The 13,169-nt window shown below is 51.3% G+C and carries 8 protein-coding genes; all 8 read left to right on the top strand.

Annotated features, from left to right (window positions below; translation table 11 throughout):
• Nucleotides 1–24: 24 nt before the first annotated feature.
• The 8 genes from ABEA66_RS33955 (at nucleotide 25) to ABEA66_RS33920 (ending at nucleotide 13,100) form a co-directional block, all read left to right on the top strand.
• Entirely contained in the window at nucleotides 25–1,326 is a 1,302-nt protein-coding gene (locus tag ABEA66_RS33955) for an alpha-L-fucosidase (RefSeq protein ID WP_079909212.1), read from the top strand.
• A gap of 38 nt (nucleotides 1,327–1,364) precedes the next feature.
• The gene (locus ABEA66_RS33950) at nucleotides 1,365–4,085 is read left to right on the top strand and encodes a hypothetical protein (RefSeq protein ID WP_345594636.1); all 2,721 of its coding nucleotides are present in this window, start codon (nucleotides 1,365–1,367) and stop codon (nucleotides 4,083–4,085) included.
• A gap of 96 nt (nucleotides 4,086–4,181) precedes the next feature.
• The gene (locus tag ABEA66_RS33945; RefSeq protein WP_345594634.1) at nucleotides 4,182–6,575 is read left to right on the top strand and encodes a glycoside hydrolase family 95 protein; all 2,394 of its coding nucleotides are present in this window, start codon (nucleotides 4,182–4,184) and stop codon (nucleotides 6,573–6,575) included.
• Between the two features lie 18 nt (nucleotides 6,576–6,593).
• Nucleotides 6,594–7,571 carry a sialidase family protein gene (locus ABEA66_RS33940; protein WP_079909215.1) on the top strand — a complete coding sequence of 326 codons (978 nt, stop codon included), beginning with the start codon at nucleotides 6,594–6,596 and terminating at the stop codon, nucleotides 7,569–7,571.
• Between the two features lie 122 nt (nucleotides 7,572–7,693).
• The gene (locus tag ABEA66_RS33935; protein ID WP_345594631.1) at nucleotides 7,694–9,847 is read left to right on the top strand and encodes an MGH1-like glycoside hydrolase domain-containing protein; all 2,154 of its coding nucleotides are present in this window, start codon (nucleotides 7,694–7,696) and stop codon (nucleotides 9,845–9,847) included.
• Nucleotides 9,848–9,890: 43 nt separating this feature from the next.
• Nucleotides 9,891–10,955, top strand: a complete 1,065-nt coding sequence (locus ABEA66_RS33930) for a sialidase family protein (protein WP_345594629.1) — start codon at nucleotides 9,891–9,893, stop codon at nucleotides 10,953–10,955.
• A 129-nt stretch (nucleotides 10,956–11,084) separates the two neighbouring features.
• Nucleotides 11,085–11,975, top strand: coding sequence for an AraC family transcriptional regulator (locus ABEA66_RS33925; RefSeq protein ID WP_192701615.1), 891 nt, complete (start codon nucleotides 11,085–11,087; stop codon nucleotides 11,973–11,975).
• A gap of 99 nt (nucleotides 11,976–12,074) precedes the next feature.
• On the top strand, nucleotides 12,075–13,100 hold the full coding sequence (locus tag ABEA66_RS33920) for a dienelactone hydrolase family protein (RefSeq protein WP_345594626.1): 1,026 nt from the start codon (nucleotides 12,075–12,077) through the stop codon (nucleotides 13,098–13,100).
• Nucleotides 13,101–13,169: the final 69 nt, after the last annotated feature.

The following is a 13,169-nucleotide window of genomic DNA, read 5'->3' as shown; positions in this document are numbered from 1 at the left end:
CGATTCTAGTAAGGGGGAAACAGCATGACAATGGAAATCGAAGAGACAATCGGCGACAGCACATGGTTTACCCAGGACCGTTTCGGTTTGTTTATCCACTGGGGCTTATATTCCTTAGGAGCCCGCCACGAATGGCTGCAATCCAGAGAAAGATTGAGCCCGGAAGCTTACAGCAAATATTTCAAAAGGTTTGATCCGGATCTGTACGATCCGGAGCTGTGGGCCAAGCTGGCATCCGATGCAGGGATGAAATATTTCGTTGTAACGACGAAGCATCATGAAGGCTTTTGCTTATGGGACAGCAAGCTTACCGATTATAAGGCAACGAACACTCCGGCAGGACGCGACGTGCTGCGTCCGATGGTGGATGCGTTCCGTCAGCGGAATATGAAGGTCGGCTTCTATCATTCCTTGATCGACTGGCATCATCCGCATTATACGGTCGATCCGAAGCATCCTCTCCGTTTTGATCCGAATTTTATTGAGGAAAGCGCTAAACGCGATTTCTCAGTGTACCGAAACTATTTATTCGGGCAGACAAGAGAGCTGCTGACCGAATTCGGCCAGGTGGATTTGATGTTCTATGACTTTTCCTTTCCGGAGGAAAACGGATTGGCCGGGAAAGGCAAATCCGATTGGGGCAGTGAAGAGCTGGTCAAGATGATTCGCAGTCTGCAGCCGCAAATCCTATTAAATGACCGCCTTCAGGTCGGCGGTGATATTACGACGCCGGAGCAGTATATACCGACGAAATGGGTTCAGGTTGGGGGCAAGCGGGTAGTATGGGAGACCTGCCATACATTCAGCGGTTCGTGGGGATACCATCGGGAAGAGGAGACGTGGAAGAGCGTTGAGGTGCTGATCAAGATGCTGATAGATGTTGTCAGCAAAGGAGGCAACCTGCTCTTGAACGTAGGCCCGACCGGACGCGGCGAGTTCGATGAACGCGCTGTAGACCGGCTGAAAGGAATCGGGGAATGGATGAAGCGTCACAGCAAATCAATCTACGGGTGCACTCAAGCGCCGGACATGTTCGAATGTCCTCAGGACTGCCGCTTGACCTATAATCCTCAAACGAACCGGATGTACCTGCATGTATACAGCTGGCCGTTTAAAAATATTCATCTCCGCGGTTTCGCGGGCAGGGTAGAATATGCCCAATTGCTGAATGATGCTTCGGAAATCCGGTTTAAAGAAGGCTTCGTCCAAAGCGGGATCGAAGAGGGAGCCTATCGTGAAGGAAGAGACGATAGTACCCTTACCTTGTCGCTTCCGGTTAAGCAGCCGAACGTTACGGTTCCGGTAATTGAATTGTTTTTGAAATAAGAGCATAGTGTCTGGGTAGGATGGGAGGTTAGACAGCTTTGAAAACTGTCATTCTTGGTTATGAAACGAATCCCGCACCGCGGGTGGCTTACGGAATCCGTAAGCTGGAAGAGGCATTGAGGCGTCACGGATATGAAGTACGGCACGAGAAGGCGCACTGGAGCTGGGATCAGTACCGCACGATGGAAGGGAATAAGATCTACATAGGCAACCGCTCCGAATCAGGATTTATTCAGCAGTTGGAAGAGCGGGATGTGTTGCTGTATCATACGAAAGCACCGGAGGGGGAAGGCTTCTATATCTCCTCCTGCCCGGGAAGCATTGTGATGATCGCCGGCGGAAGCGATTCCGGCGTATTGTACGGCTGCCTGGAGCTGGCGCGGCGTGTTCAGTCCGCCGGCAAGCTGCCGGAGGATCTCGCATTCGGTGACGCTCCCAGCTTTTCGCTCCGCGGACCGGCCATCGGGCTTCAGAAGACGACCGTCGAGCCGCCGCGCCAAACCTATGAATATCCAATAACCCCGGATCGCTTTCCATGGTTTTATGATCGGGAGCTGTGGCTCGACTTTCTGGATATGCTGCTTGAGCAGCGCTGCAACATCATATATTTATGGAGCGGCCACCCGTTCTCGTCACTGGTCAAGCTGGATGATTATCCGGAAGCAGTTGAGGTAACGGAGGACGAATTCCGCCTTAACGTAGACACATTCCGCTGGGTGGCGGAAGAGGCAGACCGGAGAGGGATCTGGCTTGTTCTGAAGTTTTACAATATCCATATTCCTTTGCCTTTCGCGGAAAAGCATGGGTTAAAGCTTCACCAGCCAAAGCCTTTGCCTATAACGAGCGATTACTATAAAAAATCGATCGCCGCCTTCGTTCGATCTTTCCCTAATGTAGGGTTGATGGTTTGCCTTGGGGAGGCGCTGCAAGGGCAGATCTACGGAGTAGAGTGGTTTAACGAGACCATCCTTGCAGGGCTTTTGGAAGGGCTGAAGGATTCCAAAGTCAAGGAAAAGCCGCCGATCATTCTGCGTTCCCATGCGATCGAGCCGCAAAAGGTGATTGAAGCGGCGCTTCCGTTGTATCCGAATTTGTATACGGAAGCGAAGTACAACGGCGAATCCTTGACGACCTATACGCCGAGAGGAAAATGGCAGGAGATTCATAACAGGTTGGGCTCTCTCCAAACTGTTCATATCGTCAATGTGCATATATTGGCGAATCTGGAGCCGTTCCGCTACGGTGCGCCTTCCTTCATACAAAAATGCATGCAGGCGGCGAAGTATAGGTTGAAATCCAACGGGCTTCACTTGTATCCGTTATTTTTTTGGGATTGGCCCTATTCGCCGGATGCTCCGGAAGCAGGGCAGCCGCGTCTCAGACAAATCGACCGCGATTGGATCTGGTACGCCGCCTGGTTCCGCTATGCATGGAATCCGGATCGCGACCCGGACGCGGAAAAACAGTACTGGTCCGAGCTGCTTGGCGAGAGATACGGCAGCCGGGAAGCGGGACTTGCGATCCTGGAGGCCTACGAGTCATCTGGCGAATGTGCGCCTAAGCTGCTTCGGCGCTTCGGCATCACGGAAGGCAATCGCCAGACGATGAGTCTCGGGATGACGATGAGCCAGCTGACAAACCCCGAACGCCATATGCCATGGCCGGATTTATGGGAATCCCAGTCGCCTCAGGGCGAGCGGTTAGAAGAATATATCGGCAGAGAGCTTCAAGGCGAGCCGCATGTCGGGGAGACGCCGGTTGACATTATTGCTGATGCGGAGCGGCATTCAAACGATGCGCTGCAGGCGATAGAGCGGGCGCAGTCTCTGGTGGTGCAAAATAGAGGCGAGTTCGAAAGGCTGCGTAACGATATCCATGCGATTCATGAGATGGTAGGCGTTTATGCAGATAAAGTGCGCGCGGCCATGAACGTGTTAACCTATAAGCAGCTTGTCGCCAAGGATTATTTTCAACGCCTGGATTTGCTGGATGATGCGGCAGCCTTCCTCGAAGCAAGCCTGGAGCATTACCGGAAACTGACGGCATTGACGGAGCAAACCTATTTGTTTGCTAACAGTATGCAAACGCCTCAAAGGAAGGTTCCGATCCGCAACGGGCTTGAATTCAAGCACTGGAAGGATTGCTTACCGGTATATGAGCTGGAGCTGGAACGCTTCCAATACCACTTGAATGAATTGAAGGCCGGGATAACACCGGAAGCCGTAAGGAACAGCAAGCAGCCGATAGCTCCCTGCAAGGAAGCACCGTTCGCACTGCACTCTGCACATGCAGAAACATTCCGTGTGGAGAAGGGAGCGCAGGTATTCACAGACGGGGATATTCATATCGTCGGCTGCGCGGAGGAATTGAACGGATTAACGGGAATCCGCTTCAGCCAAATGGAGGCCGGATTGCACGGTATAACGGTAGATATGGAGCTGCATCAACCGTCCAAAGTGCTTATCGGATACTTCAATTCCAAGGATCAGCAGTGGCTGCAGGTGCCTAGCCTCGAAGAAAATACACATGCCGACGATAGAGGGGGCTACACTCCGCTGCTGCGAAAGGGTCTTCGGCTGTATGCCTATCCGTCGGTCAATGTCCATGCCTTTCAATATGAGGCTGGACGGCATACGATTGATTTTGGAAAGGGTGCCTATTTGATCCTGGGTGTTGTGCCATGGGAACAAGAAATCCGTCAACGGGATGTCGAGCATAAGAATGACGGTGTGGATACTCTGGATTGGTTATACGAGTAACGAGTGAAGGGAGCGGGCGTCGTCCGGGAGAGTCGTTCCGGTCTGGCTTCCCCCGCTCTCTTTTTTGCTGGAACAAAGTCCTGAAGGAGGGAACATATGAACGGGTCCGGCTCCCTATTATGGTATAAGCAGGAAGCACGCAATTGGTTCGAGGCGCTTCCGGTTGGAAACGGAAGATTCGGAGGCATGGTATTCGGCGGGGCCGAACGGGAGCGCATCGCGTTAAACGAGGATACGCTTTGGTCGGGAGAGCCGAAGGATACGATTCGTTACGACGCGCTGCGTCATTTGAACCCGGTGAGGGAGATGATTTTTTCCAAGCGGTACGAGGAGGCCGAGGAAACGATAGAGCAGTACATGGAAGGGCAGGAGATCGCCTCCTACTTGCCCTTGGCCGATTTGGAGCTGATTTTTGAGGATTCATCTCATGTAACCGATTATCGGCGTGAGCTGGACTTGGACCAAGGGATGGTGAAAGTTCAGTACAGGAAGAACGGAATGCTTCATACTCGTGAGGTCTTCGTCTCGGCGGTCGACCAAGTCATGGTGATTCGTTTGCATTGTGAAAGCAAAACCGTATGTACCGCGGTTCTGAACAGCCCCTTGCAGTATACCGTTCACAAAGCAGCTCCCAACAGGATCAGGCTATCCGGCCGATGCCCTTATCATGTAAGGCCTAATACCGTAAAGACGGCGGACCCTGTTCACTATGAAGAAGGCAGGGGCATCGGCTTCGAGCTCCAGCTGGAGGCTATTGCAGAGAAGGGCAAGGTGGAGGTAAGCGGAGGCCGTATTCATATTAGCGCAACAGGAACCGTCGTCCTGCTGCTGTCAGCAGCGACGAGCTACAACGGCTTCGACTGGGACCCTGCCCTGCAGGGCAAAGATCCGATACGAAGGTGCGAGGCATGGCTTGCGGAGGCGGAAAAACTGGGTTACGACCGGCTGAAGGAACGGCATCTGCTTGATTACTCGTCGCTTTTCGGCAGGACCTCGCTAGTGCTTGAAGGCTGTGGGGAGCAGGACGCATTGCCTGCGGACGAACGGATTCAGGCGGTCAAGAACGGAGCGGAGGACCCCGGCCTCGCGGCGCTGTTGTTCCAATACGGCAAATATTTGCTGATATCCAGCTCACGGCCCGGCACCCAGCCCGCCAATTTGCAGGGCATCTGGAACGATAAGACACAGCCGCCCTGGTGCAGCAGCTGGACGGCGAACATCAATCTCCAGATGAATTATTGGCCTGCAGAAGCAAGCAACCTGGCCGAATGCCATCAGCCATTATTTGAGCTGATCGAAGGCTTAAGGGTTACGGGACGTAAGGTGGCCAGTATCCATTATGGATGCAGGGGATGGACTGCGCATCATAACATCGATTTATGGCGTACGGCTACGCCGGTAGACGGGTCGCCCAGCTGGGCGTTTTGGCCCATGGCAGGGGCATGGCTATGCGAGCATTTGTGGGAGCATTACGCCTATAGTCAGGATGAAAGCTTCTTGAAGCAGGCGTATCCCGCAATGAAAGAAGCGGCACTCTTTTGCCTGGATTGGCTGATCGAAGCGCCGGATGGCTCCCTGGTTACGTGCCCATCCACTTCACCGGAAAACTTTTTCATTGCGGAAGATGGACAAAGAAGCAGCGTCACTCATGCGTCAACGATGGATATAGCTTTGATTCGTAATTTGTTCTCGCGGATTATTGAAGCAAGCCGTTTGTTGGGGCGTGATACCGTACTACGCGAACAATTGGAACAAACCATACGAAGGCTGCCGCCGTTCCGAATCGGAAAATACGGACAGCTGCAGGAGTGGAACGAGGATTATGAAGAACTGGAGCCGGGGCATCGGCATACAGCCCATTTGGTCGCACTGCACCCGCTGGATCTGATTACACGTGAAGGGGAGCCTGAGCTGGCTCAGGCGTGCAGGCTATCCCTGGAACGGCGCCTGGAGCATGGAGGCGCGCATACCGGCTGGAGCTGTGCCTGGACGGTTAGCTTCTGGGCAAGACTTGGGGAAGCAGAGCAAGCGAATCGGTTCCTGAATGATTTGCTGGCGGGATTGCACCCCAACCTGATGAACGCTCACCGGCATCCAAAGGTGAAGCTGAACATATTTCAAATTGACGGCAATATGGCAGGAATGACCGGTATTATGGAACTGCTGCTTCAAAGTCAGGGCGGGCTGGTTCGACTCCTTCCAGCACTTCCGTCCTCATGGAAGAAAGGCGGCGTCAAGGGAATCCGGGCGCGCGGCGGGTTTGAAATCGACATGGAATGGGAGAACGGCAAGCTGCAAAGCGCCGTCATCCGGTCCACTGCAGGCAAACCGTGTCGTTTGGCAACACGAGAGCCGGTTCAAATTATGAGGGACGGGAGAGTTGTTCCGGTTCATCGGGAGCATCCTAGCCACGTTATCTTTGATACCTCTGTCGGAGGCATTTACGAAGTCATACCCTGCTTTCATGATGGGGAAATAGAATTACACTAGATTAGGAGGGGATTGAACATGAAGTATGTTAACATAACGAAGCAATTCATTTTTGAGGACGACCGTCCTTTTCTCAGCTGTCATGCATCGACGTTGGAGCTGCTGCCCGGTGGGGACATCATAGCCGCCTGGTTCGGAGGGACGAAGGAGAAGGCAGGGGATGTAGCGATATGGACCTCACACCGCCGGAATGGCCAATGGATGCCCCCGGTGAAGGTAGCGGACGAGGAAGACGTTCCTCATTGGAACCCGGTCTTATTCCGGAGAGCCGACGGGGTATTGTTCCTTTACTACAAAGCGGGATACAGTATTGCGGAATGGGAGACCCGGGTGATCCGATCTTTGGATAACGGACTTACCTGGAGCGCTCCTGTGCCTCTGGTTGAAGGAGATAAAGGGGGAAGAGGCCCCGTCAAAAATAAACCTATTGTCCTGTATGATGGGGTGATTGCGGCCCCCGCCTCTCTGGAGCCCGACTGGGACTGCTTTGTGGATCTCTCATATGATGGAGGAGAAACCTGGAAACGCAGCGCAACGGTTCCCTTGGATCACGCCGCTTTGCGGGGGAAAGGCATCATTCAGCCTGCACTATGGGAATCGTCGCCAGGGAATGTCCACATGTATACGCGCAGCACGGAAGGAGCTATTTACCGCAGCGACTCGCAGGACGGCGGTATAACATGGTGCGAGGCCTATCCTACGGAATTGCCGAACAATAACAGCGGTATCGATTTGGTCCGGATGGATCAAGGCATCCTTGCCCTCGTATACAATCCGGTCCGTACGGAGGAAGGAAAGAAGAAAGGGCCGAGGACGCCGCTCGTACTGCGATTATCGGAGGATAACGGGAAGACATGGGGAGATGAACTGCTGCTGGATGCTGGAATCAGTCAATATTCCTACCCTGCCATTATTGCCAGCGGGAACGACCTAATGATTACTTACACATGGAGGAGAGAACGGATTGCCTTTTATCATCTTACGGTGAAATATTAAGTGTAATCGCCCTATAGTTTGAGCAGATAAACACCACTCATCTATCATGGAAATTTAATATACTAAATTATGGAATAAAGCTTCACGTGTTGTCATTATTCGTAAGGAACGGAGGAAAGTCCATGCCAACAGGAAGCCTCTGGGATGAGGAATTGCGGGCGGGGAAGAAAGCGCTTCGTACGCTCCCGGGTGCACTTTTGTTAGGTTCCACCGGAGCACGGTTATGGGCAGATTATGTGGATTCCATGCCCGGATTCTCGGGAAGATTCGACTTTATTCACAAGGTGAACCTTCCGTTACTATTCACAGTAACCAACAATCAAGGGGTCAGCTTTGAACCATGCCGCACCGAGTGGTTTCCAAGTTATTTGTCCGTGGAATATAACGGAAGCCGGATCGCATTTACGGATAGGAAATTCATTTCCTGGAACGATTGTGCGGTATCCTGCCAAACCTGGACCAATCGGAGCGGAGAAGATCTCGTCTTGAGTCTGCAAACCTACAACGATTGCTTCACCAATCAGGACGAGAATACGTTGTATGGCGAATTTCTCATGGAGCATTACAGCTTCGATATTGCAGGAGTGGTCGCCGTAAGCGATCCGGCCCTACTGGAGGAAGTACGTTTGAAGCCCGGGGAGTCAAGGCAGTTCGTCATCGCTGCCGCGTTCGGAATAAAAGGACAAGATCCTCCGGAGCAGCTGAGAGAGCGGGCGGCAGGTTATGCGGAGTCGGGCCATACGGTCGATCAAGTGGTAGAAGATCAAAGAAGAGACTACCAGATTTGGTTTGATAAAGCTCCGACCTTTTATTGCAGTGATCCGCTGCTGAATCGAACATGGAAGTACCGCTGGTTTTTGCTGCGGCATAATTTGGCCGATCCGAAGTATGGACATTTGTCTCACCCTTTATTTTATGAAGGCAGATCGCATAAAAAAAGCAAGAAGCCGTTCAGCAAAGGGGGATGGGAGTTCAGCAAGCTGATCAACCTGTCCGTACCCCTCCATCTTATGGATGCCCGATGGTATCATGATCCGGTTTATTGCGAGGGCGTATTGCAGAATATGAAGGAGGGGATGAATGAGGACGGGATGTTCAGCTGCATGACGGTGGATACGATCATGCATTCGTTTGCCAACTTCTCCTGCTGGGCTGCCTATAAGCTGTATCTGATTCATCAGGACCGTCCATTTATGACGGAGCTGCTTCCGGCGCTGAAAATGCAAATCGACTCATGGAAACGTATACATGGCAGTGAGAACGATGAATTAATGATCGAACATAAGCATACCCGGACGGGAAAGGAATATCAGCCAAGCTACTGGTATTTCCATCAATATCCGAAAAATCCGAAGGATAAAGCGACCTATACCCATTTGAAAAGAGTGGATCGCGCGGTATATCACTATTTGAATACATTGGGAGTAGCCAAATTATGTGAACTTTTAGGTGATGAGGAGGCCGCTTCGTACTACAAGCTGGCAGAGGATATTAAACGGGATATAATTGACAAAATGTGGGATGAAGCCTCGCAGTACTTTTATGATCTTCATTACCAAACCGATGAGAAGGCGCTGGTAAAAAATATTGTCGGCATTTATCCCGGCTGGGCCGAAATGATCGATGACAGCTTTAATGGCATGATCGAGCATCTATTGAATGATCAGGAGTTTCATACCCGCTGTCCGTTTCCTTCCGTAGCGATGGATTGCCCGGCATACTCCAAAGAAGGCGGATGGATGGGGCATTTTGTGAAGGGGCGCAACGGCTGCGTATGGGATGGGCCGACGTGGCCGTATACCAACTCCATTGCTTTGGATGCGCTTGCAAAGGAGAGCAAGAGAAGAAATCATCAGTTTGACAGCCAATTTGCTTCCTATTTCCGTGAATATTCGTTTCTTCATTTTATGCAAAGAGACTTGAACCAGCCTGGTCTTGTAGAGCATTACAATAGTGAGACAGGCGAGCCTTTAAGCGATGAACAGGAATACAATCATTCATATTACATCGATCTGCTGATCTCGCATGTGGCCGGATTGGCGGTAGAACAAGACCGGATCATACTGGATCCGCTGGATGTCGGACTGGACTATTTTTGTCTGGACCGGATCAAGGCCGCAGGGATGGATATCCGAATCACATACAGAATGCCGCATATATCGCAAGAAGGACTGGCGGATATCGACGAAGGATACCGTGTGTATGTTAACGGTCGGCTGATATTCAACAGTCCGACGTTAGCGAGGGCTGAGCTGGATATCCGGGAATATCAGTAACTCTACCGTACGGAAAACAACTATCTAGGAGGAATGTATGCTAATGACCCGATTTAATGGTGTGGTCTCCCGCTCGGAGACGGATCCTGCCGTGTTGGAGGCATTTCTCCCCATATTGCATCCTAACGACAGTCATGCCGCCAATTTATTGGAGCTGGACAATGGCGATCTGCTCTGCGTCTGGTTTAACGGCAGCGGGGAGGGGAATCCGGATACGAATATTGTCATGTCCAGGCTTGCTGCAGGCTCTGCTGTTTGGAGTGAACCGATGCAATTATCGAACGACCCTGAGCGTTCGGAGCAAAACCCGGTCCTCTTTCAGGCACCGGACGGCAACCTATGGCTGTTCCATACCTCGAATGAGCCGCATAACCAAAAAACGTCGCGAGTCCTCTGCCGGATATCGGAAGACCGGGGTTATACATGGGGACCAAGCGAGGTCTTGTTCGACGGCATGGGCATCTTCCTGAGACAGGCAATGGTCGTGCTGTCCAACGGCGATTGGCTGCTTCCGGCCTACTATTGCAAGCTGGACGGACATTACAGCGTCGTACAAATCAGCTCGGATCAGGGGAAAACATGGACCGAATATCCGGTTGCCGACAGTGTTCACAGAGTTCAAATGAGTGTGGTCGAGTTGAAGGAAGGCAGTCTGTTTGCTGTATTCCGCAGCCGCCAGGCCGACCGGATTTATACCAGCCAGTCGGACGATTATGGGAAGACCTGGACGCCTCCGGTGAGGAGCGCATTGGCCAATAATAATTCGTCGATTCAATTGACCAAGCTGCAGAACGGCCATTTGGCTCTGGTCTTCAACGATTCGACGATGGAGCGGGATCAGTTCCGCTGGGTCAGCAGCAAGGGGACGTTCCGTAGAAAGCCGCTGCGGACTCCGTTAACTCTAGCGATTTCGGAGGATAATGGACAAACATGGCCGCGTTACCGCAATGTACAAATGGCCGATTTGGAATACAAGGAGTCGGAGATCGGCTATTCTTATCCGAGCATTACGTCGACCCGAGATGGTAAAATACATATCGCTTTTTCCTATTTGCGCAAGGGAATCAAATATGTCTGTATTGATGAAGACTGGGTGCATAAAGGTTAGCTGTTAATGAACGGCGGGCAGCATCCGTGCTTAAGCGTTTGTTCAAAAAGCTTCGTCGTAAGAGGGGGCTTTTTGAACAACCTCTGAATAAGGTTTGGAAGTAAAAATCATGTACCTGGGGTGATGGTCATGAACGGGAGAATCGATCATTTAACCGGCGATCGCTTTTTCGATGAGAATATGGATATTTTCATAAATCGAGAATTGGAATCGTTTACAACTGTACAGCATACTCACGATTTTACGGAAATCAGCTATGTGGGCGAAGGAAGCGGGTACCATTACATTGAGGATCAAGTCATACCGATCAAGCAGGGAGACTTGTTCGTCATACCGATTGGAACGTCGCATGTGTTCCGCCCGTCCTCGCCCAAGCAGGATAAAACGCTCGTTATTTACAACTGCATCTTTAGGACAGAGCTGCTGGAAGGCTGGAGGCATCTTATTCAGAAGGATTCCTACACCTACAATATCTTTTATTATCCGCATGAATGCACGGAACGGTGGCTGCATTTTCAGGATAAACATGATACGTTTTTTAATATGGTTCAGACCATGTATTCGGAGTATTTAAAAAGAAGCACGGGTTATGAGACCGTACTGACTGCTATGCTGATTCAGATGCTGGTGATGCTAAAGCGCTTTGAGCTGAAGAATGAAACGGAGCCTGCATCGTTCAGCAAGCTGGAGGAAGTGGTGCATTTCATAAAAAATAATTACACCCAGAATATTACCGTTCAGGATGTAGCCGATTATTTCTATTTGAGTGCAAGCCATTTTCAACGGCTGTTCAAAAAAACGACAGGGCTCACCTTCACGCAATATTTGCAAAATGTACGAATTCAAAAATGCTGTGAGCTCCTAAAATCAACCGATATTCCGATATACCAGATCGCCAATCAGGTCGGTTACTTGGACATGAAGTTTTTCCACGCCTTATTCCGTAAAAAAACAGGGGTGACCCCGCGCCAATACAGGCAGAACTTTCAAGAATTCGAGGACAAAGCCATATCATTTTAACCTGCCGGGGCTGGCCATCATGATGGATCAGCTCTTTTTTTATTCATTTTTGGGATTGTGCTTTTTTGCTAAGGGAACAAAAGATGGGAGGAATGACCCATGTGGTCGCCGGATGAATATTTATCTCAGCTATACGTAACAAACGACCTATTAAGGGAAGAGGCAGTAGGGGGACAGTGCTGGAGAGAGCGCAAGGAGAATGTAAAGATAAGCCTGTTGGACGCTTTAGGTCGGTTGCCTGAAGGGAGCGCCAGCTTGAGTCCGGTTCTGCTCGAAAGAACAGAAAGAGAGGATTGCTACGTGGAGCGCATTGCGTTTGCTACCGCCGAACATCTGAGGCTTCCGGCTTATGTTCTGATTCCCAAACAGCTGCAGGATAGAGCTCCGGCAGTGGTAGCCTGGCACGGGCATGGATACGGAAGCAAGGAAATCGTCGGCTTACAGCCGGACGGCACGGAGGATGCTGGGGAGGCGGGCATTCATAAGCATTTCGCCTTAGAGCTGGTGCGAAGGGGAATGATCGTCATAGCACCGGAGATTATAGGCTTCGGAGACCGCAGGCTGGCAGCGGATCGGGCCAAAGACCCGAGGAAGGCAAGCTCCTGTTTTGCGCTTTCTTCCCGCCTCTTGTTATACGGACAAACCTTGGCTGGACTTCGGATCTTTGAGGCAACACGTGTAGTAGATTACCTTATCAGCAGAGAAGAAGTGGACCCGGAGCGGATCGGCTGTATGGGCTTTTCCGGCGGCGGCTTGATCGCTTCATTGTCCGCTGCATTGGATGCTCGGATCAAGGCTGTGGTGCTATGCGCGTTTACGAGCACCTTCAGAGGAAGTCTCCTGGCCATGAATCATTGCATCGACAATTATTTGCCTTCCATTCTGAAGCACGCGGATCTGCCGGAGCTGATCGGGCTTGTTGCACCCCGGCCGTTATTCGTGGAATCGGGCTTAGAGGACACATTGTTTCCCGCTGCTTCCGTGCAGGATGCCTTAATGCAGCTTGAGCGGATCTACCGGGAAGAGGGGGCTGTGGATCGGCTGACTGCCGATATATTCCCGGGGAAACATGAGATATCGGGCCGAAAATCATACGATTGGCTCGCTCAAAGGCTTAGAGCATGATTACCCTATAGAGTAAGTTATCATCACCTATAATCCCGTAAATGAGCAGATGTATAATGAGGAAAAATG

This window comes from Paenibacillus vulneris (assembly GCF_039543185.1).
Taxonomy (GTDB): domain Bacteria; phylum Bacillota; class Bacilli; order Paenibacillales; family NBRC-103111; genus Paenibacillus_S; species Paenibacillus_S vulneris.
This window is presented reverse-complemented; position numbering and strand designations above follow the sequence as displayed.

Bases quoted from the DNA above. Each gene is read 5' to 3' on its own strand.
- ABEA66_RS33925 (WP_192701615.1), top strand. From the start codon at position 11,085: ATGAACGGGAGAATCGATCATTTAACCGGCGATCGCTTTTTCGATGAG.
- ABEA66_RS33945 (WP_345594634.1), top strand. From the start codon at position 4,182: ATGAACGGGTCCGGCTCCCTATTATGGTATAAGCAGGAAGCACGCAAT.
- ABEA66_RS33920 (WP_345594626.1), top strand. From the start codon at position 12,075: ATGTGGTCGCCGGATGAATATTTATCTCAGCTATACGTAACAAACGAC.
- ABEA66_RS33955 (WP_079909212.1), top strand. From the start codon at position 25: ATGACAATGGAAATCGAAGAGACAATCGGCGACAGCACATGGTTTACC.
- ABEA66_RS33940 (WP_079909215.1), top strand. From the start codon at position 6,594: ATGAAGTATGTTAACATAACGAAGCAATTCATTTTTGAGGACGACCGT.
- ABEA66_RS33930 (WP_345594629.1), top strand. From the start codon at position 9,891: ATGACCCGATTTAATGGTGTGGTCTCCCGCTCGGAGACGGATCCTGCC.
- ABEA66_RS33935 (WP_345594631.1), top strand. From the start codon at position 7,694: ATGCCAACAGGAAGCCTCTGGGATGAGGAATTGCGGGCGGGGAAGAAA.